The 23,976-nt window shown below is 55.8% G+C and carries 24 protein-coding genes; 9 read left to right on the forward strand and 15 right to left on the reverse strand.

Annotation, left to right across the window (positions count from 1 at the left end):
* Positions 1 to 9: 9 nt before the first annotated feature.
* Positions 10 to 1,350, reverse strand: a complete 1,341-nt coding sequence (locus tag AC13C0_RS14200) for a hypothetical protein (RefSeq protein WP_482954621.1) — start codon at positions 1,348 to 1,350, stop codon at positions 10 to 12.
* Here AC13C0_RS14200 and AC13C0_RS14205 point away from each other — a divergent pair.
* Complete coding sequence (locus tag AC13C0_RS14205) at positions 1,349 to 1,645, forward strand: hypothetical protein (protein WP_482954622.1); 297 nt, start codon at positions 1,349 to 1,351, stop codon at positions 1,643 to 1,645. The two genes, AC13C0_RS14200 and AC13C0_RS14205, sit on opposite strands and share 2 nt — an antisense overlap.
* Before the next feature lie 182 nt (positions 1,646 to 1,827).
* On the opposite strand, the gene AC13C0_RS14210 is transcribed toward AC13C0_RS14205, so the two are convergent.
* Positions 1,828 to 2,718 (reverse strand): LysR family transcriptional regulator, encoded by an 891-nt coding sequence (locus tag AC13C0_RS14210; protein WP_482954623.1) that lies wholly within the window; start codon positions 2,716 to 2,718, stop codon positions 1,828 to 1,830.
* Between the two features lie 103 nt (positions 2,719 to 2,821).
* Between AC13C0_RS14210 and AC13C0_RS14215 the strand changes: the two genes are divergently transcribed.
* Entirely contained in the window at positions 2,822 to 3,262 is a 441-nt protein-coding gene (locus AC13C0_RS14215; RefSeq protein ID WP_482954624.1) for a DoxX family protein, read from the forward strand.
* Positions 3,263 to 3,288: 26 nt separating this feature from the next.
* Positions 3,289 to 4,095 (forward strand): DODA-type extradiol aromatic ring-opening family dioxygenase, encoded by an 807-nt coding sequence (locus AC13C0_RS14220; RefSeq protein ID WP_117619905.1) that lies wholly within the window; start codon positions 3,289 to 3,291, stop codon positions 4,093 to 4,095.
* 7 nt (positions 4,096 to 4,102) lie between these two features.
* Here AC13C0_RS14220 and AC13C0_RS14225 read toward each other — a convergent pair whose 3' ends face one another.
* The 12 genes from AC13C0_RS14225 to AC13C0_RS14280 all read right to left on the reverse strand — a co-directional run bounded on the left by AC13C0_RS14225 (position 4,103) and on the right by AC13C0_RS14280 (position 16,254).
* Positions 4,103 to 5,098, reverse strand: a complete 996-nt coding sequence (locus AC13C0_RS14225; protein ID WP_117619904.1) for a branched-chain amino acid ABC transporter permease — start codon at positions 5,096 to 5,098, stop codon at positions 4,103 to 4,105.
* Between the two features lie 2 nt (positions 5,099 to 5,100).
* Entirely contained in the window at positions 5,101 to 5,988 is an 888-nt protein-coding gene (locus tag AC13C0_RS14230) for a branched-chain amino acid ABC transporter permease (protein ID WP_117619903.1), read from the reverse strand.
* A 109-nt stretch (positions 5,989 to 6,097) separates the two neighbouring features.
* Complete coding sequence (locus AC13C0_RS14235; RefSeq protein ID WP_117619902.1) at positions 6,098 to 7,312, reverse strand: ABC transporter substrate-binding protein; 1,215 nt, start codon at positions 7,310 to 7,312, stop codon at positions 6,098 to 6,100.
* Between the two features lie 78 nt (positions 7,313 to 7,390).
* Positions 7,391 to 8,113, reverse strand: coding sequence for an ABC transporter ATP-binding protein (locus AC13C0_RS14240; RefSeq protein WP_117619901.1), 723 nt, complete (start codon positions 8,111 to 8,113; stop codon positions 7,391 to 7,393).
* The gene (locus tag AC13C0_RS14245) at positions 8,110 to 8,895 is read right to left on the reverse strand and encodes an ABC transporter ATP-binding protein (RefSeq protein WP_117619900.1); all 786 of its coding nucleotides are present in this window, start codon (positions 8,893 to 8,895) and stop codon (positions 8,110 to 8,112) included. Before AC13C0_RS14245 ends, AC13C0_RS14240 begins: the two co-directional genes overlap by 4 nt.
* 78 nt (positions 8,896 to 8,973) lie before the next feature.
* Entirely contained in the window at positions 8,974 to 9,777 is an 804-nt protein-coding gene (locus AC13C0_RS14250) for an alpha/beta fold hydrolase (RefSeq protein ID WP_117619899.1), read from the reverse strand.
* A gap of 4 nt (positions 9,778 to 9,781) precedes the next feature.
* The gene (locus AC13C0_RS14255; RefSeq protein ID WP_117619898.1) at positions 9,782 to 10,198 is read right to left on the reverse strand and encodes a PaaI family thioesterase; all 417 of its coding nucleotides are present in this window, start codon (positions 10,196 to 10,198) and stop codon (positions 9,782 to 9,784) included.
* Positions 10,195 to 11,844, reverse strand: coding sequence for an AMP-binding protein (locus AC13C0_RS14260; RefSeq protein WP_117619897.1), 1,650 nt, complete (start codon positions 11,842 to 11,844; stop codon positions 10,195 to 10,197). Before AC13C0_RS14260 ends, AC13C0_RS14255 begins: the two co-directional genes overlap by 4 nt.
* Positions 11,845 to 12,003: 159 nt before the next feature.
* The gene (locus AC13C0_RS14265; protein WP_117619896.1) at positions 12,004 to 13,065 is read right to left on the reverse strand and encodes a proline racemase family protein; all 1,062 of its coding nucleotides are present in this window, start codon (positions 13,063 to 13,065) and stop codon (positions 12,004 to 12,006) included.
* Positions 13,065 to 14,207, reverse strand: a complete 1,143-nt coding sequence (locus AC13C0_RS14270; RefSeq protein WP_117619895.1) for a zinc-binding dehydrogenase — start codon at positions 14,205 to 14,207, stop codon at positions 13,065 to 13,067. Before AC13C0_RS14270 ends, AC13C0_RS14265 begins: the two co-directional genes overlap by 1 nt.
* 101 nt (positions 14,208 to 14,308) lie before the next feature.
* Positions 14,309 to 15,412, reverse strand: coding sequence for an AI-2E family transporter (locus tag AC13C0_RS14275; protein ID WP_117619894.1), 1,104 nt, complete (start codon positions 15,410 to 15,412; stop codon positions 14,309 to 14,311).
* Between the two features lie 143 nt (positions 15,413 to 15,555).
* Complete coding sequence (locus AC13C0_RS14280) at positions 15,556 to 16,254, reverse strand: DUF3592 domain-containing protein (RefSeq protein WP_117619893.1); 699 nt, start codon at positions 16,252 to 16,254, stop codon at positions 15,556 to 15,558.
* 233 nt (positions 16,255 to 16,487) lie between these two features.
* On the opposite strand from AC13C0_RS14280, the gene AC13C0_RS14285 reads away from it, so the two are divergent.
* From AC13C0_RS14285 to AC13C0_RS14310, 6 genes are all read left to right on the forward strand, one after another.
* The gene (locus AC13C0_RS14285) at positions 16,488 to 17,885 is read left to right on the forward strand and encodes an IS1380 family transposase (RefSeq protein WP_482954625.1); all 1,398 of its coding nucleotides are present in this window, start codon (positions 16,488 to 16,490) and stop codon (positions 17,883 to 17,885) included.
* A 276-nt stretch (positions 17,886 to 18,161) separates the two neighbouring features.
* A complete protein-coding gene (locus AC13C0_RS14290) occupies positions 18,162 to 18,434 on the forward strand; it encodes a VPA1269 family protein (protein WP_482954626.1) in 273 nt (90 codons plus the stop codon).
* A complete protein-coding gene (locus AC13C0_RS14295; RefSeq protein WP_482954627.1) occupies positions 18,404 to 19,873 on the forward strand; it encodes a hypothetical protein in 1,470 nt (489 codons plus the stop codon). Before AC13C0_RS14290 ends, AC13C0_RS14295 begins: the two co-directional genes overlap by 31 nt.
* On the forward strand, positions 19,870 to 20,538 hold the full coding sequence (gene gmtX / locus AC13C0_RS14300) for a gamma-mobile-trio protein GmtX (RefSeq protein WP_339753420.1): 669 nt from the start codon (positions 19,870 to 19,872) through the stop codon (positions 20,536 to 20,538). Before AC13C0_RS14295 ends, gmtX begins: the two co-directional genes overlap by 4 nt.
* Positions 20,531 to 20,947 (forward strand): hypothetical protein, encoded by a 417-nt coding sequence (locus AC13C0_RS14305; RefSeq protein ID WP_339753417.1) that lies wholly within the window; start codon positions 20,531 to 20,533, stop codon positions 20,945 to 20,947. The genes gmtX and AC13C0_RS14305 overlap by 8 nt, the downstream gene beginning before the upstream one ends.
* Entirely contained in the window at positions 20,944 to 23,130 is a 2,187-nt protein-coding gene (locus AC13C0_RS14310; protein ID WP_339753414.1) for an AAA family ATPase, read from the forward strand. Before AC13C0_RS14305 ends, AC13C0_RS14310 begins: the two co-directional genes overlap by 4 nt.
* 615 nt (positions 23,131 to 23,745) lie before the next feature.
* Here the strand turns inward: AC13C0_RS14310 and AC13C0_RS14315 are convergent.
* Positions 23,746 to 23,976, reverse strand: a 231-nt coding sequence (locus AC13C0_RS14315) for a hypothetical protein (RefSeq protein ID WP_482954628.1), incomplete at its 5' end; no start/stop codon positions are given.

Below are 23,976 nucleotides of genomic sequence, written 5' to 3' on the forward strand. Positions count from 1 at the left end.
CATGCCGGATCAGATCTGCTTGTAAACAACCTCGGACAGCCGGCTGCGGTTGCCATCAGTGTCCAGGGTGCGGATGGCGAAGTACCAGGTGCCTTCGGTGAGTTCGTCCACCAGCAGCTCATCGGTGGAAGCATCACCGATCGCAAGGCTCTGGTCCAGGCTTTCGGCGCTGGTACCGTAGACAACTTCAAAGCCGGCAATTTCACCCATGGCCAGGCTGTCACCGTTTTCGCGGGTCAGCGGTGCCGTCCAGCTCAGCAGGGCTGCGTTGGCCGGAATGGTTTCTTCCGGCGTCGTTTCCGTAGCCGGCGGCTCGCTGGTTCCGGTATCGGCAACCGAATCACCGGTGCTGCCGTCTACAGTGGTATCCGGTTCGGTTGTGCCGGCGACATGCTCTTCAGTGTTATCCGTTGTGGTTTCCGTACTGGTATCAGCCGCCGTATCCCCACCATCTGCAGCCGTCTGGTCCGTGCCTGCAGAACTGTCGTTTGTTGTGTCGGTGGTGGTGTCACCACTGTCAGCAACACTGTCGGCAACACTGGTATCGCTGCCGTCATAGACTTCAGCAATGGTTTTGAAACGCTGTACGTTGCGGTACTCAACCACCACCAGTTTCTGGCTGATGACGCTTGATTCCACGGTTGCCTGGAGCTCGGAGGCCTGTAATGCTGCGGCAGAAACGAGGTCAGCGAGCGCTACATTGGTACCATCCCCCATCACACTGATCTGGCCCGTGACACTGACCTGAGAAGTGAGATTGTTCAGTACATCAGAAATCGAGTTCCACTGGGCATTATCGTTTACCAAAGCCAGGAAGGCGGCGTTAGCGATAGCTACCTGGAGGGCGTCAGCGGTAACACCGGTCATTTCGTCAAGCTGGGTCACATCCGGCGGGGTGAGACGGAGGGCGCCGGCCGGGAGACCAAACCAGGCTTCCACCGTTGTGTAGGCACTAGAAAGCGCATTCGGTGAAAGCCCGTTGGCACTGCGTTCCGCCAGGGTTACGGCCAGGTGCGTCAACGGAGTCAGGTTGACGGTTTCCATGCTTAGACCACCGGCTCCACGAAGGCTGAAGTTGCTGTCCAGAGCCATTGGCTGGCCGAAAGCAATGGGTGCCGAACCGGCCTGATCACACTGGGGAACAACGTCGCAGACCATACGGGTGCTGCCATCGGACTGGAGCTCTACCAGGGCCCAGCCTTCCGCTTTGCCACCAAGCTGCCACTCGTAACTGCCGTCTTCAGCCGTCCGCACAGGCGTGGCCGCCTGACGTTGTGGAGCATAATTGCCCTCTTTATCCGCTACCAAACGATTTGCAACCACAAGGCCTTGCTGGATAACCCCCTTCATGGCCGCGCCGGTGATCTGGACCGTCGGCTCACTTGTGTTCCGGGTTTGTGCCGCTGTGCTGCTGTCATCGGTAGAAATGTCCAGACCGCAGCCCGAAAGCAGAGCCACAGCCGGTAAGATCAGCAGTCCGTGCTTCGATAATTTTTTGCCGCAATATGACATCTTCTTGCACCAATTTGTTGACGATTCCAAGGAATCATACAGCGACACTTTTCGACTGGATGAGGCCTGGTTCCGGGTTTATCCGGCGAAATTCGTCAGAAAATTGGCGTTTACGGAGGGATACACGTTGTGATCGAACGTTACACCCTCAGAGACTGTATATTTAGCTTTACTATTTTGTTTTATATCATTTTTTATGGGAACAAAATGATGGCACTCAGGAAGGCTGACGGCGACTGTGCCGGTGGCTGCTTACAATTTTAAACAGAGATCTTCCGGCCCTTATTGGAAACAATTGGGAACATAGGCATCAGCTCACAGAGCCTCCGGAAACGCCGATACGAGGTAATCAACCAGCGCACGGACTTTGGGCGTCACGAACTTGCGGGTGGGGTAAACGGCGTACACGCCGAGCTCGGTGGAACGATATTCTGGCATCAGCTCCACCAGTCGCCCGGCTTCAAGGTCCTTCTGTACGAGAAAGCCCGGTTGAAGCACCACGCCCTGCCCAGCCACCGCAGCTGCGCAGCATGTCTCGCCATTATTGGCCTGCATCCACGGCCGGACCCGCACACTGGTCGCCCCCTCCGGTCCTTCGAACGGCCAGTCGTTGCCGGTTGTAAAGTTGCTGTAGCCGATGATCCGGTGGCTGGCGAGATCCGCAGGCGCTTCGGGCGTGCCCTGGGCCGACAGATAACCGGGGGAGGCACAGGCGATCAGGCGGGTGGACGTTATCCGTCGGCTGACCAGCGTGGAGTTTTGCAGTGTTGCAATACGGATGGCCAGATCAAAGCCTTCTTCGACAATGTCCACCAGCCGGTCAGACAGATCGATAGAGAGCGCCACATCCGGATAACGGGCGTGAAACTCGCCCCACAAAGGTGCCAGATGGCTGATTCCGAAACTGACCGGTGCGTTAATCCTTAACAAACCCCGGGCGACATCGCTCCGGGACGTAATTTCCGCCTCGGCTTCCTCAACGCCCGCGAGCAGTTCCCGGCAGCGAACATAGAAAACTTCCCCCTCTCCCGTCAGTGACAGTCTCCGGGTCGTCCGGTGCAACAGTCTTATCCCGAGCCGGGATTCCAGCTCACCGAGATAGCGGGACACCGCCGCCCTGGACATGCCCAGGGCATCCGAAGCGGCAACGAAGCTGCCCGCCTCCACCACCGCGCAGAAGGTCTGCATCTCCAGCAATCGATCCATTGTTTCATTTTCCGGAACAGTTAGTTTATATAAATCATGTTTATCCCGTTATTTGATATTTGTAAAGTAGCAACATGCTCAAACACACCCAAGGAGATTCATCATGAACAACGCATTCCTGAACACGTTGCTGTCTACCCAGGCCGGCTGGGGTGCTTTTGCCCTGCGCATTCCGGTCGGGATTATTTTCGCCGCCCACGGCGCCCAGAAACTGTTTGGCTGGTTCGGCGGCTATGGCCTGGAAGGTACCGGGCAGTGGATGGATTCCATCGGCCTGAGCCCGGGCTACCTGATGGCCCTGTTGGCCGGTGGTGCGGAATTCCTTGGCGGTCTGGCACTGATCATCGGCTTTCTGGTTCGCCCCGCCAGCGCGGTACTGGCTTTCGCCATGCTGATTGCCATTTTCAGCGTTCATATCGGCAACGGGCTGTTCATGAGCAACAATGGTTACGAGTTTGGTCTGGCATTGCTGGCAGTATCCGTGTCACTGTTTTTCAGTGGTGCCGGACGGGCATCTGTTGACCGCCTTATCGCAGCCCAATAACCACGCTCAGCAAGGAAGAATCAACCATGAGCCTGTTTGTCTCCCACGGCGCACCCACCTTCGCATTGGAGCCGGGCCTGGCTGGCCCGGCACTGACCGACCTGGGTAGACGCCTGCCAAAACCCGAAGCCGTGCTGGTCGTTTCACCGCACTGGATGACCACCGGAATCCGGGTGGGCTTCTCGGAAAAACCGGCAACCATCCACGATTTCAGCGGATTCCCGCCTGAGCTGTACCGGATGGAATATCCGGTATCAGGCCACCCGGCTTTGGCTGGCAAAGCCCTGGCGCTTCTGGAGGCGGCCGGCTGGAAACCTGTGGCTGACGCCAGCCGGGGGCTGGATCACGGTGCCTGGGTCCCCCTGATGCACCTGTTCCCGGAGGCTTCAGTCCCGGTCTTTCAGGTTTCCATGCCAATGGATCTTGATTCCGAGTCAGCGTGGCAGCTGGGCGAGGCACTGCAGCCCCTGGAGCATGACGGGGTACTGATTGTCGGATCCGGCAGCCTGACCCATAACCTGCACGAAGTTCGCTGGCGGGATCGGAAGGCGTCAGACTACGCCCGGGAATTTACGGACTGGGTGCGGGCAAACATCCGGGAAGGCAATCAGCAACAGCTGATTGAAACCTTGAAACTGGCTCCCCACGCCCGGCGTGCCCACCCCACAGAAGAGCATTTCCTGCCTCTGCTGGTGGCGGCCGGTGCAGCTGGCATCGGAAGTTCGGGCGGCCTGATTGATGGCGGTATCGAACATGGCGTTCTGGCCATGGACGCCTTCGTGTTTAACAGAGAGGCCACCTGGATCGGTGGCCTCTCTGGGTTCCCGAACTGAGGTTCGCTTACCCCAGATTCTTTCTCACAAACTTCTGGATCTCACCAACGATACCGCTGCGGAACGCCAGTACCGTGAGCACGAAGATGCCACCGAGAATCGGATCTACCCAATCCCGAAGCGGACCCTGGGAGAGCTGGTACTCGATATTAACCACAAAGGTTGCGCCCACAACAGGTCCAAGAAGGGTGCCCATGCCCCCCACGAGGGTCATCAGGATGACTTCGCCCGACATATGCCAGTGCGCATCGTTCAGGGAGGCCAGTTGGAAAACCACTGACTTCAGGGAACCGGCAAGTCCTGCCAGGGCCGCCGAGATGACAAAGGCAAGCACCTTGTAGCGATTCACGTTGTAGCCCAATGATATGGCCCGGGGTTCATTCTGCTTGATCGCCTTTAACACCTGGCCGTAAGGGCTGCTTACAATCCGCTGGACCAGGAGATAACAACCGAGGAAAACCGCCAACACGAAATAATACATGTTGTAGTTGTCCGAGAGGTCGACGAAACCAAACAGATTGCCCCTGGGAATACCATGCATCCCGTCTTCACCGCCGGTGAATTCCGACTGGACGAGGAAGAAGAACACCAACTGCGACAGCGCCAGGGTAACCATCGCAAAGTAGATGCCCTGCCGTCGGATGGACAGCAGTGCGAACGCCAACCCCAGCAATGTGGCAGCAGCGGTGCCTGCAATAATGCCCATTTCAGTGGTCAGGCCGGAAACGTTGCTCAGCAGATAGCCGGTTGTATAACCGCCTGTCGCAAGAAAAGCCGCGTGGCCGAAGGACAGCAGGCCGGTAAAACCGAACAGCAGGTTAAATGCCACCGCAAACAGGGCAAAACACAGGATCTTCATCAGGAACACCGGATACATGGCGAACGGTGCTGCGAGCAAAAGCAGCAGCAGGACACCGTTCAGTACCATTTTTTTCCGGTTGTCCGCGCTTTGCTGTTCCAGAATGGCTTTTTGGATCTCGGTCTGATTGACAGGCTGAGTCATGGTTACGCCTCCTTACCAAACAAGCCACTGGGGCGGAACATCAGAACGATCACCATGACCAGGAAGATCACCGCGGATGAAGCAGGCGGATAAAAGGTTTTGGTAAGGCCTTCAATCACCCCCATGAGAATACCGGTGATAATCGCGCCACCGATGGAGCCCATGCCACCGATAACCACCACGGCAAAGACGGTTATCAGGATGTGAGACCCCATCACCGGCGTAACGGAATAGATTGGCGCAGCCAGGACACCCGCAAACGCCGCGAGCATAACGCCAAAGCCGTAGGTAAGGCTGATCAGTAAGGGCACGTTGATGCCGAACCCCTGCATCAATTGAGAGTCTTCCGTTCCGGCACGCAGATAGGCACCAAGCTTGGTTTTTTCGATCATGAACCAGGTGCCAAAGCAGACCAGCAACGCGATCACGATAACCCAGAGCCGGTAATAAGGAAGGAACATGAATCCGAGTTTCATTCCGCCCTGGAATATATCAGGCATGGAATACCGGAGCCCGGATACCCCGTAGATGTTCGTAAGCACACCCTGTAACAGCAAAGCCACGCCAAAGGTGAGCAAAAGGCTGTAGATATGGTCCTGGCCGGCGATCCTCCGGAGCAGGAAATATTCGATCAGTACGCCGACCGCTCCGACCAGAAGTGGCGCGACGAAAAGCGCAACCCAGTAATTGACGCCGAGAGCGTCAAAGAGGATGACGGTGGACATGGCGCCCAGCATGTACATTGCCCCATGGGCAAAGTTAATTATCTTGAGCAGGCCAAAGATAACTGCCAAGCCGAGGCTCAAGAGCGCATAAAACGCGCCATTAATGACCCCGATCAGAAGCTGACCAGCCAGCACGGCAAGGGGGACACCGAAAATCATGGACATGTTGCTCACTCCAAAAGCAGCGCAAACGTGATACCGGGAACCATCGTTGCGAGTTCCCGGGGCTGCCCCACCGGAAGGCGAGGGAACCCCGAAGATTACGCTCTTCTCTTTATTTGCTGGTTACCAGCGGGCACTTGCTCTCGGAGAGCGGGCGATAGGCTTCGTCAGCCGGGATAGTGCGGAGAATCTTGTACAGATCCCACTCCCCTTTGGACTCAGCCGGTGTTTTGACTTCTGCCAGGTACATGTCGTGCACCATACGGCCATCGACACGAATCTTGCCGTTCTTGGCAAACATGTCGTTGATCGGTGTATCCATCATTTTCTGGCGTACAGTCTGGGCATCGTCGGAACCGGTGGCTTCAACGGCTTTCAGGTACTGCATGGTGCTGGAGTAGATACCGGCGTGAACCATGGTCGGACGTACTCCGGTTTCTTTCTCGAAACGATCGGACCAGGCGCGGGTCTCATCGTTCATATCCCAGTACCAGCCCGTGGTCAGCTGAATGCCCTGGGCTGCATCCACGCCCAGTGCGTGCACATCTGTCAGGAACAGCAGCAGAGCGGCAAGGGTCTGTCCTGACTGGGTTACACCAAACTCACTGGCGGTGTTGATGGCATTGGTGGTATCCGCACCCGCATTGGCCAACGCCACGACATCCGCACCCGAAGCCTGTGCCTGAAGGATGAAAGAGGAGAAATCAGGCGTAGGGAACGGATGCCGCAGGGTACCGATGACTTCGCCACCGTTGGCCTCAACAACGCGGGTTACGTCCGCTTCAAGGGCATGACCAAACGCGTAATCCGCGGTCAGGATGTACCAGGTTTTACCGCCTTCTTTTACCACTGCACTGGCAGTGCCATTAGCCAGCGGATAAGTGTCGTACACATAGTGGATATGGTTTGGCGTGCAATGCTCGTTGGTGATGCTGGAGGCCGCAGAGCCGGAAATGATACCCAGCTTGTCATTCTCTTCAAGGATATCGCTTACCGCGATGGAGACTGAGGAAGCCACAAGGCCGGCGACCAGATCGACTTTGTCATTTTCGACCCAGCGGCGGACTGTGCTGGAGGCCACATCCGCGCTGTTGCGGTCATCTGCGCTCACAACTTCGATAGTGGCGCCGCTCACTTTTCCGCCGAAATCGGCGACGGCCATTTCCAGGGCCTTCATGCCGTTGGGGCCAGCGAGATCCCGGTAGGTACCGGACATGTCCGCCAGGTAGCCGATTTTAACGGTGTTGTCAGAAATGGCCGCCTGGGCGCCACCCACCATCATGGCGGTTGCAACGGCTGATGTCAGAAGCTTTTTCATCATTGTCATTGTTGTATCTCCGCGACTGTCGTGCGTTGGTTGTTCGGGTTGTTGCTTTTTTTGGTTGTTGCTCTCTTCTATCCGGTGTTACACACCCAAATAGTCGTTCAGCAGCGACTGCTTGGCTTCAAGCTCGCCGGCGCTTACCTCTTCCACGATCTGGCCATGCTCCACAACGTAGTGGCGATCAGCCAGCGGCGCGGCGAAATGGAAATTCTGCTCCACCAGCACAATGGTCAGGCCTTTGTTCTTGAGCTTGATCAGCACTTCGCCAAGCTTTTCAACAATGACCGGTGCCAGCCCCTCGGTGATTTCGTCGAGCAGCAGCATATTGGCGCCGGTCCGAAGGATGCGGGCCATGGCCAGCATTTGCTGTTCACCGCCAGACAGTTTCGTGCCCTGGCTGAAGCGGCGCTCATAGAGGTTGGGAAACATGCTGTAAATTTCTTCCAGGCCCATGCCGCCGCTGCGCACTACCGGCGGCAGGGTCAGGTTCTCCTGGACGTTGAGTGCGGAAAAAATGCCCCGGTGTTCGGGGCAATACCCGACACCCAACCTTGCAATATGGTGCGGCGCACAAGACATGGTCTCTTCGCCGTTGATCATGATGGAGCCGGTGCGGCGGCCAACCATGTTCATGATGGCCTTGAGCGTTGTGCTGCGGCCGGCGCCGTTGCGCCCGAGCAGGGTGACCAGCTCGCCGCGGTGAACCACAAGATCGATGCCGTGCAGGATATGCGACTCACCGTAAAAAGCGTGCAGACCGGAAACCCGCAGCTGTTCGTATTCTTTGTCGGCACGGTTGCTCATTCTGATGTCTCCCGCTCCGCCGAGGCTTTATCGTTCGCGGTGCCCATGTAGACTTCACGCACTCGGGGATCGGCAGACACTTCGCTGTACTCTCCCTCGGTAAGGACGGCCCCCTGGGCCAGCACCGTGATGCGGTCGCACAGTTTGCTGACCACCCCGAGATTGTGTTCCACCATCAGCACCGTGCGGCCCCTGGCTGCCTTGCGAACCAGTTCAACCACACTGTCTACGTCTTCGCCGCCCATGCCCTGGGTAGGCTCGTCAAGAAGCAGCAATTCGGGCTCCATGGCCAAGGTGGTGGCCAGCTCCAGCGCCCGCTTGCGGCCATAGGCCAGTTCCACCGTTGTGGTGTTGGCGAACTCCACAAGCCCGACGGAATCGAGCAATTCCATGCAGCGCTGGTTCAGTTTGTTCAGTGAAGCGCCGGACTTCCAGAAGCTGTAGGAGTTGTTTTCCGCGGTTTGCAGGGCAACCCGGATATTCTCCAGTGCCGTCATGTGAGGAAACACCGCGGAAATCTGGAATGAGCGGACGATCCCCTTACGGGCAATGGCAGCCGATTTCATGGCTGTGATGTCCTGCCCCTTGAACAGGATCTGACCCCGGGTCGGAATCAGGAACTTGGTGAGCAGATTGAAGACCGTGGTCTTGCCGGCGCCGTTGGGGCCAATCAGGGCGTGAATATGGCCTTTCTGAATCTTCAGATTCACGTCGTCGACCGCAACAAAGCCCTTGAATTCCTTGACAAGGTTACGGGTCTCCAGCACGTACTGTTCACTCATGAGCCAATTTACCTTTGTTATTGTTGTACATGTTATCTATATCACAGATTAGATTGACGTATACGTAAACGTCAACACTTAATTCTGATTTTTCAGTTCAACCTCGCTACGCAAAAAGTCGCATATGAGGGTCACCAACTGGTCCTGCTGCTCGAGATGGGGCGAGTGACCGGCATCTTCCAGGAAAACCTCCCTGGCGCTGGAACCGATGCCAGCCACGATGTCAGTCACCTGTTCGGGCACGCCGTATTCGTCACACTCTCCCTGAATGATCATAGCCGGGCATTCGATAGCCGCCAGCCAGTGACCGAAATCCATCGCCGCATGGAACCCCTCATCACGCCAGACGGTCTGCCAGGCGTTAAACAGATCATCGGTCCGATGGCCGTGATACCGCTCCAGGCGTTCACGAATATCGGTTTCCCGGTAACGACTGGCCATTTCCTCTAAACCCGCGAGCGTCAGGTGGTCGGCGTAGGTGTGCGCCGCCATGGTGACAAGCGCCTTTACGCGTCTGCCCAAAGCGCCGGCGGCTACCAGGGAAATCGAGCCACCATCACTATGCCCCACCAGCACGGCTTCCGGAATTTCAAGCCTGTCCAGCAACCGGGGTAGCCAGCGATGGCCGGCGACTTCGAGGTAGTCGTAGGGGCGCGGCAGCACTTCCCGGGTTGACTGCCCGTAACCCTGCCGGTTGTAGATCAGCGCATCCCACCCTGTCGCCCTAGCAAGCTTCTCCGGAAACTTCCGCCACAGGGCAATACTGCCGAGGGATTCGTGCAGAAACACCAGAACCGGCCCTTTTTGTTGCTGGTGCTGGATCCGCCTGACTTCCAGCTCAACGCCCTCGCCCACCGGCACCATCATGTCTCTTATCTGCATGGCGCTACCGGTTCGGAGGAATCGAATAGGTCAGGGTGGAGTGGGCCACCGGATCCTCTGCGCCTTCGGAGTAGACAAACACTTCACCCACCCCCATGGTACGGCCGACCTTCAGCATTGTCGCCCTGGCCCAGATCGGCTGGTGTGCCACAGGTTTGCGCAGGAAGTTGATATTCAGGTTGGTGGTAACCGCCAGCGGCACCAGGCCAATCCTGCTCAACAGCGCCGCGTAAAGGGTGACGTCCGCCAGCCCCATCATGGCCGGCCCGGAGACGGTCCCCCCCGGCCTGAGATGCTCCTCATCCACTTCCAGCTTCATTTCCGCCCAGCCGTCCCCCAGCTTTTGCAGGGTGCCGAAGGCGGCCCCCTGCGGAAACTGCTCGTCAAGGAAGGCCTGCAGCTCTTCAAACGTGATGATCATGCGCCGGCTTCTTCCTGGGCTTTATTACGAAGGACGAAGCGCTGAATCTTGCCGCTCGGCGTCTTCGGCAGCTCATCAACGAACTCGATTTCCCGGGGGAAGGCGTGGGTGGACAACCGGCGGCGCACCAACTCCTGAAGTTCGTCTTTCAGGGCCTGCTCATCCGCCGGTTCCTGATCGCTCTTGATCACCACATAGGCCTTGATGATGGAGCCGCGCTTTTCATCCGGCTTCCCGACTACGCCGGACTCCGCCACGGCGGCATGCTCCAGCAACGTGCTCTCCACATCCGCGGGGCCGACGCGGTAGCCGGCGGTGGTGATGATGTCGTCGTCCCGACCGCTGAAGGAGAAGCACCCATCGCCGTGGCAGACCACCATGTCACCGGTGAGATAGTAGCCTTCCACGAACGGGTCTTTTTCACCCCAGGTGTAACCGTCAAAGTGGAACAGGGGCGAAGCTTTCACGTCCACGGCCAGTTGACCAACCTCGCCCGCGCCCACTTCCTCGTTCTTCTCGTTCAGGGCGACGACTTTATGGCCCGGGGAGGCATAACCCATTGAACCCTCGCGAACGGGATGCTCAAGGCCATGGAAGTTACAGCAGGTCATACCGGTTTCGGTCTGGCCGTAGTGATCCTTGACCGGGCAGAAGTGACGATTGCGGATCCAGTTCACCACTTCCGGATTGAGGGGCTCACCGGCACTGCTGGCGATTCGCAGACCCAGGTTCTCACCTTCTGGCAGCACATGATCGTTGGCCTTGAGCAGACGATAGGCCGTAGGCGCCGCGGCCAGGTTGGTGATCTTGTACTTCCGGATCATGTCGTAGGTGGATTCCGGCGTGAAGCCCCCCGGGTTGAAATGGGTAGCGTGCCCCATCAACAGGGGGCCCACCACGGCGTAATAAAGGCCGTAGGCCCAGCCGGGATCGGCCACATTCCAGAACCTGTCGTCGTCACGCAGATCGATGGCATACTTCATATAGACATAAAACGCCAGCAGCGCTTTGGCCGGGACGGCAACGCCCTTGGACTTGCCCACCGTTCCAGACGTAAACATCTGCAGGAACGGGTCGTCGCCTTTAACCATGACCGGCTCAAACTCACTGGACTGCGCCGCCAGGGTTTCCTCGAAATCGGGGACTTCAGCGTCAATCTCACCGGCGTTCACTGCGAGTACCGGCGGACACACCTTGACGTCATTCAGCTTGGGGTAGTTTTCCGGGTTGGTCACCACCAGCCTGGTGCCGGCCCGCTCAAAACGGTATTCAATAGCCCCGGACCCAAAGGCAGTGAACAGGGGTTGATAGACAGCACCGGCGCGCAGGGTGCCCGCGATGACGATCAGCAGCTCCGGTGTACGCGGCAGGAGTGCAGCCACCCGGTCACCCTTGCCAATGCCTTGGGATGCCAGGTAATTGGCAAATCGGGCGGACTGCTCTTTCAGCTCGGCAAAGGTCAGAACACCGTCACCGCCATCCTCTTTTTCGTAGTAAAGGGCGACCCGGCTGGGGTCGCCCGCCCACTTGTCGCAGATTTCGTGGCATACGTTGAGCCCGCTATCCAGACGTCCATCCAGGATGTCCGCTTCCAGGGCAGCAGGATCGAAGTTGTTGTAAACGTCAGTGTATTCCGGAAGGCTCATTCTCAACTCCTGTTGTTTTTATCATCGAAAGCACGGGTCAAGGTTTAGCACAGGCTTCACTTTACGTAAAGGTAAACTTTAGACCAAGTAGGAAGAAAATCGGGGCGCTTTATGAGGAGATAAACCGGCGCAGCCGGCAGGCCGCGCCCAGTGAGGAGATCAGGATTTCGGGGTGATATCTCCGGAGTGGCGGCTGGAAAGAATATGGTGCAGGGCCCCACACTCCACCATAGGATCATCGCAGTTCACAACGATGTCTGAGCGGGCAATGACATAGCCCTTGCCAGTGATGCTGTTCTTGATCACCTGGTATTCGCCCTCTTCCTCAACCGAGGTAAATTCGCCGATAAAACCGGTCTCCCTCAGGGATATGGTTTCCAGCTTGTCGCCCGGCTTTATGCTGCCTTCGTAATTCATCAGCGCCAGCCGCGCCGAGGTGCCGGTGCCGGTCGTGCTCCGGCATATCACGCCCGGATGCACGTAGGTAGCGGAACGGGAACGGTAATAACCTTCAGCTAGATGCTCCACAGGCCCCATGAAGTGCAGGAACGGCAGCGGGCCGACATCGCCAAGGGTGTAATGGGAAAAGCCACGCTCGGCCTGAATGGCCTCGACGATGGCGTGGGCGGTTTCCGCCAGCTTGCGTTCCTCATCCAGGGTCAGATCAAAACCCAGGCTGGCGGCATCGACCAGCGCGTAGAACCCGCCGCTGTAGGCCACGCTGTAGGTAATCCCACCCAGCGAAGGCACATCAATGGTGGCCTGGTAGGTATGGATATAACTGGGCAGGCCTTCACAGGTGATCGTTTCCACCAGGCCGTCATGCACGGTCGCCTCGATCTGAACCAGGCCGGCGGGCGACTCCAGGACGAAATTCTGTTTCCCTTCCTGTTTCGGCACAATGCCCGATTCGAGCACGGCGGTGGCGGTGCAAATGGTGTTTGAGCCGGAGTAGATCGGGTAGCCCATCACCTCCATGATGATGTAGCCGGCCGCCGCCCTCGGGTCCGTCGGCGGCACCAGCAGATCCACTGACATTTCCGGCACGCCATAGGGCTCTTCCAGCAGCAGCCGGCGCAGGCCATCGGCATCGTCGCGCAGGTATTCCATCTGCGCCCGAACAGTATCGCCGGGCAGCCGATCAATACCACCGGTCACGATACGGCTGACATCACCGCCGGCATGGGTATCCATCAGTTCAATGGTCAGTTCCGGCTTCATCAGGCGCTCTCCAGTGACCAGCGTTTGCCGTGTTCTTCCCACTGTGAGTCGGGAACAATCACGATCTTGCCGAGATAAGTGCTACCCCGGTTCACGAAGTACTGCTCTGCCCGGTGCAGATCAGAGAGCCGGAAAGCGCCGTGCAGAACCGGTTTCAGGTGGCCGTTGCGAATCCAGGCCATCAGCTGTTCCGCTTCCTCCCGGGTACCATGGGACACGCCGAGAATCTGCACCTGATAGAGGTAGATACGGGTCCACAGGATTTCGCTGATGTTGCCGCCGCTGGCGCCGGCAATGCTCAGGCGCGGGTAGGTGCTGCGGGCATTCATATCGAAAATCATGGTATCGATGAACGCATCGGTCATTTCACCGCCAACCAGATCCATCACCGCATCAATGGGTTTGCCGCCGGTTTGCGCTTTCACTCGCTCCACGAACGTAGCCATATCGGAGCGATCCAGCACCGCCTCGGCACCCAGTTCCAGCAACGGTCCGGCCTTGTCCTGTTTGCTCAGGGCGTACGGAATTGCTCCCATAATCCGGCACAGCTGGATCAGTGCGGTGCCCACACCACCACTGGCGCCGGTTACCAGTACCCGTTCGCCGGCCCTGATGTTGGCCGACGTGAGCATGTGCATGGCAGTCTGATAGGAACACATACCCATGGACGCGACTTCGGCATCCGCCATTTCGGGGTTGGGTATGTGATGAAACTGGTCCGCAGGCAGTGCAGCGTATTCCGCGTACCCGCCATCGGCGCCGTGGCCGTAGTAATCGGGCGTGAGATTGATATCCCGACGATCATTGGCGTAGATGTTGAAGTCCAGCAGACCCCGTTCGCCGACCCGGGCCTCATCAACACCTTCGCCAACGGCCACAATACGCCCGGCAATATCCGCACCCTGTATCCGTGGAAAAACCAGCGTGGGTTTGCCGCCCATCTGGAACGAGGTCATTTCACCCTTTTTGGTGGGATACAGCCCTTCCCGGGCCTTCCGGTCGGTATTGTTCTTAGCCGTTGCCGTCACCTGAACAAGCACCTGGCCGGGCCCGGGGGTGGGAACGGGGACATCCTGATACTCGAGTTTGTCGATATCACCGTGACCGGTAAGAACCATGGCTTTCATGGTAGTCGGGATCATGGGCGGGCGATCCTCCCTGTCTGCTGAATTTCGGGTATCCAGAGAGGATAGGTGAGTTTCCGGGGTGTGTCAGTGCGTGTTGCGGGTATCCATTATTCCCGCTATCGCGCAATAACCTTGTAGACCGGGCGCAGCTTGGGAATCTGCTTGAGGACCACCTGGATAACCGTCATCAATGGCACCGCCAGAAGCACGCCCACTGGCCCCCATAGCCAGCCCCAGAAGAAGATCGAGACGAAGATAATCACCGGATTGATGGCCATGCGGAAGCCATGGATCCAGGGCTCGATAAACAGACCCACAAGGGTTGTCAGCCCCAGGAAACCCAGGGGCGCGATCGCCATCATCCAGAGTTCATCCAGGCTGACGGCTGATACGATTGTCAGCATCGAAATCGAGAGAATATTGCCCAGATAGGGAATAAACCGGGCCAACCCTGCCACCAGCCCCCAGACCGCCGGATCCGGCAAGCCGGCGCCCCAGGATATAAGACCAGTGATAGTGCCAACGGCCAGATTGCTCAATCCCAGAACGCCCAGGTAGCGGGCAATCTGATGCTGCGAATCATGAGTGATCCGTAAAACCGTTTTGCGCTGATCAATGGGGAGCTGACGAACAAAGTTTCTGGTCAGGCGGTTACCGCTGACCAGAAGGAAATAGGTCAGTGCCAGTGCCAGCGCGAGGCCCGCGATGCCGTTCCGGACTTTGGCCATCAGTTGGCTGCGCCAGGAGTCCGTTTGCAGAACAACCGCCGTTGGCTGTTGTTGTTCTGTCTCGGAAAGCTCCTCCACGGATTTCTCAACCTGCTTCGCTGATTCCGTCACCCTGGCAATCTGGCGACTTATCTCGCTCTCGCCTACCAGCAGCCTGGAGATACCCTGCGGCACCTCTTCCATCCACTTCAGCGCCGGGGTCGCGACAGCAACGGCAATACCGACAATCCCGGCCAGTACCAGCAAGACCAGAACCAGCGAGCTGACCACCCGCGGAATCCGCCATTTGACGTAGGCCTTCTTCACCAGTGGCGACAACAACAGGCTCGTCATTAACGCGAGAATGATGGGCATAACAATCTCATGGGCCAGGTACAGGGTGTACAGAGTACCCAGGCCGAACAGCCCGTAGATTGGCGTGGCAAGATCCGATGAAATCAGCGGGCGCCTGCTTTCGCCCGCCGAGTCGGTGTTTGTGGAATGGTCGTCCATGATGAACCCTGCAGACCTTGAGAAAAATCCGGCCCGGAAAAAGCCGGGCCGGCATTCAAAACGGTCAGTCTACCCTCACCAGTGCCAGGGTGCACCCGGGAGAGGCTACGTGGGGTTCACTTACATGGGGGCTCAGAGCCGAATCAGGCCGCCATCTTCGGCAAAAAGGACGTATCTACCCAATAGCGCTTCGGGTTGGTCGGGTTGATGTACACGGGTATGGATTCGCTCTGGATATGCTCCGACGGGTCAAACCAGAGGTTGTCACTCCTGAATACATGAATATCGGAAGTGACCGGATTCTGCCACTGACAAACGATCTGATAGGGGCTTTTGCCGTTCATCTCTATCATCTTGTTCTTTTCGACACCCTGAAAGATGCCCTGAACCCGCTGTCCGGTTTCGCGAAGCTTTGCCGCGCCACCATTTCTGACAGCCGGTACAACAAACATGCCGGCCCCAATCAGGAAGAAAACGCCACCCAAGAAGCCTACGATCAGGGTTGCACCCCAAAGCGAAAAGAATCCGTCAATCCTTGCAGACTCAGGCTCGTCGGGCGTAAACAGCACACGAACCGTCTCACCGGGACTGTAACTTGGAGGATTACTGCCACTTGAAGAACGGAACTCTGTGAGCCTGCCCTGCTCGTCTTCAAAGCGGACGATGGGATAATAGGCATTTGAATCACCGGACCGCGAGCGGATCAGGTCTGTCACAACACCGGGCTTGGCTGTTGCGGTATCAAGAAAGGTTGAGGTGCTCTGGAAAGAAAAGAAGGCGCCGACAAGCATGCCGGTACCCACGAGTGCAAAGATCACACGCAGCGTGTTGAAGGTTTTCATATCAGTTCCTTTGATGGTTTCTTCCTTGCCCGAAAACGGCCTGTTTTCGGGAGTCAAAATTATACTTGAATCGGCGGGGCTTGAAAGTCACGAAGTGAGACCTGGCTCCACCACTGGGCACAAACTGTCTCTATCCCGAATTATTCATAAAAAAAGGCGAACCTTGCTCAACCCATTGATATAATGGGAGTTACGCCAATAACGCTTCGGAAGAAGCTAAACAAGGTTCGCCCATGTCTGATTCTATCCCAACTCAACTGCGCTTTCCTCCCTTTGCCGGCTTTACCGTACGAGCTGATTTTGAGGGCGGGGCATTGTCATCCGACTTTGGGCCCCTGCTGCTGCGAGGTGTCGACCAACAGATTGGCCTGATCCATCGGTTGAGCCAGGCCATCAACGACCGCCGCCATGCCTCCTATATCGACCACTCGCTTTGTGATCTATTGACTCAGCGGATCTTCCAGATCGCCTGTGGCTACGCCGATGCCAACGACGCCAACACCCTGCGCCGTGACCCGATGTTCAAGCTCGGCGCCGAGCGCAAGCCGCTTGAGACTGAGCAGGATCTGGCCAGCGCTCCGACCTTCTCGCGCCTGGAAAATGCCGCTAACAATCGCGACCTTTACCGCCTGGCCCAGGCCTTTGTGGAACAGTTTGTCGCCAGCTACGCCAAACCTCCAAAGATGATCGTGCTCGACATGGATCATTCCGAAGACCAGACCCATGGACAACAGGAGCTGGCGTTTTACAATCATCATTACCAGAGTCACTGCTACCTGCCGCTGTTTCTGTTCGAGGGCCTGTCGGGCAAGTTCATCACCGCCGCCCTGCGCCCCGGCAAACGCCCGAAGGGGGCAGAGAACGCGATGATCCTCAAGCGGGTGCTCAAGCGGCTGCGCCAGCACTGGCCCCAGACCCGCATCCTGCTGCGTGGTGACGCTCATTTTGCCAACGTGGAATTGATGCAGTTGGCGCTCGACGATCCGTACACTGATTTTCTGTTCGGCCTGGTCGGCAACAGCCGCCTGAAAAAACTGGCCGAGCCACATCTGCAATCCACCCGGCGGTTGCACGATACCTGCTGCCACAACGCCCGCCTCGCCGAACAGGAGCCGCCGCAACGCTCGCGCACCTTCCACGAGATCGACTATCAGGCCCGCTCCTGGCCGCAGGCCTTTCGCACCGTCCTGAAAGCCGAAGTCATGGGACTCGGCGATAACCCCCGCTTTGTTGTCACCTCCCTGGAGGAGCCGGCCCCGGAGATGCTGTACGCCGAGCTGTATTGCGCCCGGGGCCAGGACGAGAATTTCATCAAGATGATGAAAAACGATCTGGCCAGCGACCGCACCTCGGATTGCCGCTTTACGGCTAACCACATGCGCCTGTTTTTCTCCTGCGCCGCCTATGTGCTGCATCACGCCTTGCGCGCCGAACTGTTGCAAGGCACTGAACTGTCCCGGGCCCAGCCCTCGACGGTCATCATCAAACTGTTCAAACTGGCTGTGCGGGTCGTGCAGTACAAAGACCGCATCAAGCTCCACCTGCCAAGTAGCTGCCCGGTCAAGGCCCTCCTGCACACGGTCACCGAACGGTTATATCGCCTGCCTCGGCCCAAGTTAAACACCAGCTGAGCCGATGTCGGCGCTCACCGCTATCCCGGTCTCAGGAGGCTTTCGCGCGCCTGGGCGCCGGAAATGTTCAAATAGTAATCGATTGGAGCGGGTGATTTGTCTGCTCGGAGGCGAACTCCGGCCAGTTAATAAGAACAGATCTCATGTTCGGGTTAGATGGACGTTTCGGCTGCAGGATTGGGTGGCAATTTGGAGCGTTTATGAAACATCCGGGTTAAATATGGAACGCCCAAACGTCCGTATGGAAAGGGCGTATTCCGGCGAATCTATGACTCAATGACAGAGCGTTATTCGACAGGGCTCTATATCAGCACCAACAAGACCGCCGATCAGAACAAAAACGAGGAGAATCAACGCGGTTACACTATTCCTTGGCAGCATGAAGAACTTCTGTATTGGCTGGAAAAGCTCCGGAACTGGCAGGAAAAATATAACGCTATCAATCAACTAACCAAAGGCACTGAACTCAGACCCATACACACAGGCGGCAAAAAAAATCTAAAAAGGCATTGCGGGAAATGGGTGAGTTCGCTTTTTTGTTCCGTATAAGGGGGTCACATTTTCCTGCAGATGTTATCAGGATAACAAACCCATGGTATCGGCTACTCGCCAAACTGGAAGATGATGTATTCGCATCGGGTCAGACTCTCGCTAACGGCGAGCGCCTTCGGTTTACAAAGGATTATGACAAGGTACGTCAGGAGAAAAACAGAACGGCAACAGAATTTCCTCTCCATAGTTTGCGGGTATCACTAATTACCAGTTACACGATGGATACAGAACTGCCTTTACCAGTGATCTCAAAACTTTTGGCAGGACATACGCGTCTTCTGATGACGATTTACTATAACAAGATTACTCCATCTGTTATGGCTACGAAAATGCGGGAAGCTCATCTGTCTCTGAACGACAAGGAAGAAGAATCCCTAAAAAACTTTCTTGTTGACGCCGAGATGAGTCAAATTAAACTACGGGTTGCCTACCAGCCTGATATCTACAATTCAATTGAGGCAGCTATCAGTAATCGCAATCCCATCGGATGGGAAGAACGCTCGACAGGCGTGTGTTTGGTTGGGGGCAATTCAGTCCGCACTGACGAAAATCTCGCTGTTGGTGGCTGCTGGAATGGCGGGCCAATCCTCAAAGACGCTCAAGCAGCAACGCAACGGGTCTACGGTCCCGTGCCGCACGGGCCTGAAAATTGCCCTCGCTGCCGATGGCATGCCACTGATGCAACCTATCTTCCATCACTCAACTCAACATTTAACCAGATTAGCTACAAAGCCCATCAAGCGGCTGAGTTAGCCACTGAAATAGAGTTCCAGTTGGAAACTCTCAAAGATGAATTATTCATGGCCGAGGAAGCGGGTGAAGTGTTTTTAAAGCATAACGAGCTTCAAGTCCTTGAACGTCGTTATGAGAAGCAGCGGGTTGAGGCAGATGAGTATGCCAAGGACTATATTGCGATCTTTAACCTCATCAACCGGGTCATTGAAATAGAAAATCAACGGGACGGCGCGGATGAAGGACAGAAATTTATCGCTGTTGGCTCATCAGATGATCTAAGCGTCAGCATGAAGTTCATCGAAACAGACTCAGAATTACTTCATCTATCCTTACTGTGTGACGATGCTGAGTTTTACCCAGATCTGCACGATGACCTTCGCAAAACGCCTGCTATTGCCAAGCGCACCAATGCGCTGAGTCGGATGATGGCCCGCTCAGGCTACCGGCCTCTGTTTCTTGAAATGGACGAACACACCCAGCTGCTCGCGGGCAATGCAATCATGCGAAAAATGGCCCAGATTGCTGACCCTAATGACAAGCTGGAGGGCTATCGGGTCGCCGCAAATTACATTGAGGCGGAAGAGTACCTAACCGATGCCGGTTTGCTGAAATCCGGATTTGATGCAGTGAAAAATATTACACCGATCTCGCTGTCATCGGGCTCCATGAAGCGAATTCCATCAGTGGAGATTTTCGAATGACCATTGATATCGATGCCGTTCTGGAAGCACTCAAGGATGGCAAAACGGAAAGAACTAAAGCTTCGCTGGATAAGCTCAATCAGGCGATCGCGAATTATTACAAATCAGGTGCCAGAGACTTTTCTATCACCAAAATTGGTCGTGTGTCCCAAGAAAGCGGTGGTATTGGCTATGAATCTATCCGGGCCACCGCGAACAAGCACTACCGTGACCTGATCGAAGCCTGGGCTTCCAAGGCTCGAACAACAACCAAAAAACCCCCAAAAAGCACAGGCAAGCAAAACGGCCGAGATTATCAACTATTGGAACGTATTGACGATACAGCTGTGCGTGCCCTTTTCGGCCAGATCATTCGTGAGCGGGATCGCTACAAAAGCGAAGCCAACATGCTCAAAAATCATACAAAAATAATCATTGATAAACGACCCACGGCTTTCACTGAGCCCCAATCCAAAGCTAGGGTGGAGCTGCTGCCATCGCTGAAGGGGATATGCTCTGACAACGAGATCAAAGCCCTGCGGACGGTCTGCACCGAAGAGTGGCTGGAGAGACTGGAATTTCAGGCAAATGCTCTGGGTCAGGTGAAGGATGAGTACGGTATGGAAATCTTACCTCGCGGCTTCCTGACGGGGCTCAAAAAGATATTGGGGGAAGTTGATGAGTAATGGGCAGGCGAAGGGGCAAGAGAACCTGGAAGCTGTTAAGCAGTGGATCGCTGAGCGCGACGCCCAACAGGACTATGGCGAGTACGAGCGACGCGGCATTGTGAATCGTTCGGCGCTCTTTGCGGAGCTGAATATCTCCCGATCCACCTTTGGTTCAAATGGAGAGATCAGGAAGCTCATTGAGGATGCCGACGCACGCTGGTACGGGGAAAAAGAGACCGACACGAAAGCTCACAAAGCGGCCCGTGAGCGTTCGGAGAAGAAGGCTGCGGTGACCAACGCGGAAGTCAGCAAGCTGATGGACCAGATCGTTAAACTCAAGGCGGAGAACGCTCAACTGAAACGTGAAAACGAGAAGTATGCGGCAATGAAAGAGGTACTTCTGGAAACGGGTTACCAACCGCGATGATTAAGGTTCAGATCGCGAAAATACGTAAGTCGGGAGTCCGCACCGCTTGGGAGGTGGCCGAAGACGGCTCGGTGATCAGACATAAGCATACGCTGTGCCTTACCTTCCCTAAGAAAGTGATGGAGGCTGCCGAAGTCGGAACCGTTTGGAATGTGGACGGCATCACCAAATCCCACAGTTTCAAAGCGGGGAACTTCGAGATCACCGAGCGCTACATGAAGGTGAAGAAATCGCAGTTCCTGCGCCCCTCCGGTGAACTCTTGGCCCGCTGGATCGGCGCGAACATCGAGGGCGTCGGAGAGGTGAAGGCCAAACGCTTGATACGCCACTTTCCTGATCTTGACCAGAGAGTGCGTCAGAAGGACGTGAAAGCCCTCTCAAGCGTGGCAGGGGTTTCAGAGGAATCTGCACGAGCAATTATCGAAAAGTGGCCGTCAGAGAGCTTCTACGCAGCCCTGGAGTGGCTGCAAAACTCTAAGCTCCCCCTCTCGCTCGCTCAGAGCTTGGCAAGAGTCTATGACGATCCCGTCCGAACAATCTCCGAAGATCCTTTGATCCTCACGGCCTTTGGCGTGTCATTTAAAGACACGCTGAATATTATCAAACGCACCAAGCTGGACGTGCGAGAGAGTCGTGTGCTGAGCGCTGTTGCTGAGCAAGTAGCTGCCCGATTCTGTTTCGAGACAGGCTCTACGGTCGTCCCTGAGGAAGATATCGTTTCCGGTTCGGCAGCCATCTGCAAAACGATCGACCTCAACCCAGAGGGCATTACAGATGCTGCGTTGAAGCATGGCGCACTTCTGAAAGTCGGGAATGGCTATCAGAGCCTTGGGGCTGCAATACAGGAGCGAACCGTAGGTCGCCTTCTGACCAAATGCAATGAGCGGCCAAAAGGTTCTGGCTCGTTGCTGGCAGCCTGGGAGAAAGACCTTACCGATGACCGAATTGAAGAAGCCCTGAATTCGTTTGAGGATTCGCTGTCATTTCGCATGACTGCTGAGCAACGCACGGCCGTTATAGGCGCTGTGAAATCGCCTGTATCCATAGTCTCAGGTGGCGCTGGCACGGGTAAAACCACCATCCTGTTAGCGATACTCGCGGTCTACGACCAACTGTCTTCAGGTCTTGCAAAGTATCAAGTAGCACTATCAGGTCGGGCTGCTCAACGCATGGCTGAGAGCACTGGCCGAAAGGCACAAACAATTGCCAGGTTCATCTCTGATCACCTGGGAGATGGAAAACCCGATGCTGGAGAGCATGTTCTACTAATAATTGATGAAGCCTCGATGGTGGATCTGGTCTCGGCGTATAAGATCGTAGGAATTCTCCCCTACGCCGCGCGTATCATTCTGCTTGGTGATGTCTCCCAGCTGCCTCCAGTTGGTGGTGGGCTAATCTTCCATGCGGCGATGGACAGCGGGCTTCCCGTCTTCGAGCTGACGGAGGTGAAGCGGCAAGGTAAACAGAGTGGTATTCACCAGTTGGCGACTGCCGTGCGAAAAGGAGAGATGGACAGGACATTACTGAACAGTGCATGTGGCGATACACGCTATCTTCCCGAGTTTAGTCACGAATCCCTGCTAAAAGAGTACCTTAAAACCAACAATCCAGCCGACTGTGTTGTACTGACGCCAATCCGCAAGGGACCTCTTGGTGTTACCGAAGTCAACAAGCTCATCCAAGCTCAGTATGACGAATTCCAACCCCAAGAACTCTGCTACAACGACCCTGGAGCGGAATGGATACCTTGGATAACGAGCAGCGGGACAAAGATCAGACTAGGTGACCGCATCATGGTTATCCGGAACGACTATGAAGCCGATATTCGCAATGGTGACCTGGGCGAGATTACGGACGTTTATACAGCCCCTCAAGAAGGCGTTTACGGTGTCATGAACATAGACGGGAAGCTCGTCGAGATCACCGACGAAACCATCACCAACATTGAGCTTGGGTATGCCATAACGATCCATAAGTCACAGGGATCGCAGTGGCCCAAGTGCATTCTGCTACTCCCAAAATATGCATCACGCATGACGGACCAATCCCTCATCTATACTGCTATCACTCGACCTTCAAAGGAGCTTGTGCTGATAGGGGACTCAGCGTTAATTCACAGCGCCATAAAGAAAGGAAACTCAGCCTCAAAGCGACTCACCAATATCGGCTGTTTACTCGGGTGAAAAAGCGATTCGGGGTTGGCCAAAGCAGCGCAACACCCTTCATCGCCGGTCGCGGCCATTAGGACCTCTCCCTGAACCGCCGCGAAACTCTTTCAAAACATCGCTGGTCCTTAAATACCTCGGGTGAATCGCCGCTTAGGGTGAGAGGGAAGAGCCCTATAAGTATCTGAGATAAAAGTATATATTTCGATCAACCCAAAACGAAGAACTCCGAAACGTAAGTTCATGGCTAAAGTGTAAACACTTTGAGGTGAGGGCTGTGTGGACAACCTTTTGGGCGGTATAAATTATAGTTATGCACAGGTTTATCCACCGATTCAGTGGATAGAAGTCTTGGCGTTTCTTCGCATCATATTTTGGCCACTTTTTGCTTACATAGGTAAGCAATGCGTATTCCGGCGAACGTGAACACCGTTTCCGGGAATGTGAACGCTGATTCCGGCATCGTGAACACCGATCCCGGAAAATCCGGAAAAGTGTTCATCTTCGACCAGAATGGCTGTTCACGTTAAACCAGAACTGGTGTTCACGTTCGTCCGGAATGGGTGTTCATGATGGGCCGGAATATGCAAGCAAAAATGGCCGCCTCCCAAGCTGGCTGCTTCCTGTTTGAACTCAGGAGAAAAAGAACGTCGCTTTCTGGTTATCAGACACCTCGTTTATGGTGGCGATATTACCACCTACGTTGGTGTTTGGAATCATTGAACGTAAGCGCCCATAAATCGGCACCTGTTCCATAAACCCAGGATTTGTCACATTGATTCCTTTCTTTAAATCGAGGAGGAATCCTATGGTCAATTCTGACCTGCACGCATCATGGCAACAGACGCTCTCAAACTGGCAAGA

The organism is Marinobacter sp. B-21 (assembly GCF_056857895.1).

What these genes read in the sequence shown, in the direction of transcription:
- AC13C0_RS14235 (WP_117619902.1), bottom strand. Translation starts at nt 7,312, where the DNA reads ATGACAATGATGAAAAAGCTTCTGACATCAGCCGTTGCAACCGCCATG.
- AC13C0_RS14280 (WP_117619893.1), bottom strand. Translation starts at nt 16,254, where the DNA reads ATGAAAACCTTCAACACGCTGCGTGTGATCTTTGCACTCGTGGGTACC.
- AC13C0_RS14270 (WP_117619895.1), bottom strand. Translation starts at nt 14,207, where the DNA reads ATGATCCCGACTACCATGAAAGCCATGGTTCTTACCGGTCACGGTGAT.
- AC13C0_RS14205 (WP_482954622.1), top strand. Translation starts at nt 1,349, where the DNA reads ATGGCCGCGCCGGTGATCTGGACCGTCGGCTCACTTGTGTTCCGGGTT.
- AC13C0_RS14285 (WP_482954625.1), top strand. Translation starts at nt 16,488, where the DNA reads ATGTCTGATTCTATCCCAACTCAACTGCGCTTTCCTCCCTTTGCCGGC.
- AC13C0_RS14245 (WP_117619900.1), bottom strand. Translation starts at nt 8,895, where the DNA reads ATGAGTGAACAGTACGTGCTGGAGACCCGTAACCTTGTCAAGGAATTC.
- AC13C0_RS14255 (WP_117619898.1), bottom strand. Translation starts at nt 10,198, where the DNA reads ATGATCATCACGTTTGAAGAGCTGCAGGCCTTCCTTGACGAGCAGTTT.
- AC13C0_RS14305 (WP_339753417.1), top strand. Translation starts at nt 20,531, where the DNA reads ATGAGTAATGGGCAGGCGAAGGGGCAAGAGAACCTGGAAGCTGTTAAG.
- AC13C0_RS14295 (WP_482954627.1), top strand. Translation starts at nt 18,404, where the DNA reads ATGGGTGAGTTCGCTTTTTTGTTCCGTATAAGGGGGTCACATTTTCCT.
- AC13C0_RS14215 (WP_482954624.1), top strand. Translation starts at nt 2,822, where the DNA reads ATGAACAACGCATTCCTGAACACGTTGCTGTCTACCCAGGCCGGCTGG.
- AC13C0_RS14240 (WP_117619901.1), bottom strand. Translation starts at nt 8,113, where the DNA reads ATGAGCAACCGTGCCGACAAAGAATACGAACAGCTGCGGGTTTCCGGT.
- AC13C0_RS14260 (WP_117619897.1), bottom strand. Translation starts at nt 11,844, where the DNA reads ATGAGCCTTCCGGAATACACTGACGTTTACAACAACTTCGATCCTGCT.
- gmtX (WP_339753420.1), top strand. Translation starts at nt 19,870, where the DNA reads ATGACCATTGATATCGATGCCGTTCTGGAAGCACTCAAGGATGGCAAA.
- AC13C0_RS14290 (WP_482954626.1), top strand. Translation starts at nt 18,162, where the DNA reads ATGACAGAGCGTTATTCGACAGGGCTCTATATCAGCACCAACAAGACC.
- AC13C0_RS14250 (WP_117619899.1), bottom strand. Translation starts at nt 9,777, where the DNA reads ATGCAGATAAGAGACATGATGGTGCCGGTGGGCGAGGGCGTTGAGCTG.
- AC13C0_RS14265 (WP_117619896.1), bottom strand. Translation starts at nt 13,065, where the DNA reads ATGAAGCCGGAACTGACCATTGAACTGATGGATACCCATGCCGGCGGT.
- AC13C0_RS14225 (WP_117619904.1), bottom strand. Translation starts at nt 5,098, where the DNA reads ATGACTCAGCCTGTCAATCAGACCGAGATCCAAAAAGCCATTCTGGAA.
- AC13C0_RS14275 (WP_117619894.1), bottom strand. Translation starts at nt 15,412, where the DNA reads ATGGACGACCATTCCACAAACACCGACTCGGCGGGCGAAAGCAGGCGC.
- AC13C0_RS14310 (WP_339753414.1), top strand. Translation starts at nt 20,944, where the DNA reads ATGATTAAGGTTCAGATCGCGAAAATACGTAAGTCGGGAGTCCGCACC.
- AC13C0_RS14220 (WP_117619905.1), top strand. Translation starts at nt 3,289, where the DNA reads ATGAGCCTGTTTGTCTCCCACGGCGCACCCACCTTCGCATTGGAGCCG.
- AC13C0_RS14230 (WP_117619903.1), bottom strand. Translation starts at nt 5,988, where the DNA reads ATGTCCATGATTTTCGGTGTCCCCCTTGCCGTGCTGGCTGGTCAGCTT.
- AC13C0_RS14210 (WP_482954623.1), bottom strand. Translation starts at nt 2,718, where the DNA reads ATGGATCGATTGCTGGAGATGCAGACCTTCTGCGCGGTGGTGGAGGCG.
- AC13C0_RS14200 (WP_482954621.1), bottom strand. Translation starts at nt 1,350, where the DNA reads ATGAAGGGGGTTATCCAGCAAGGCCTTGTGGTTGCAAATCGTTTGGTA.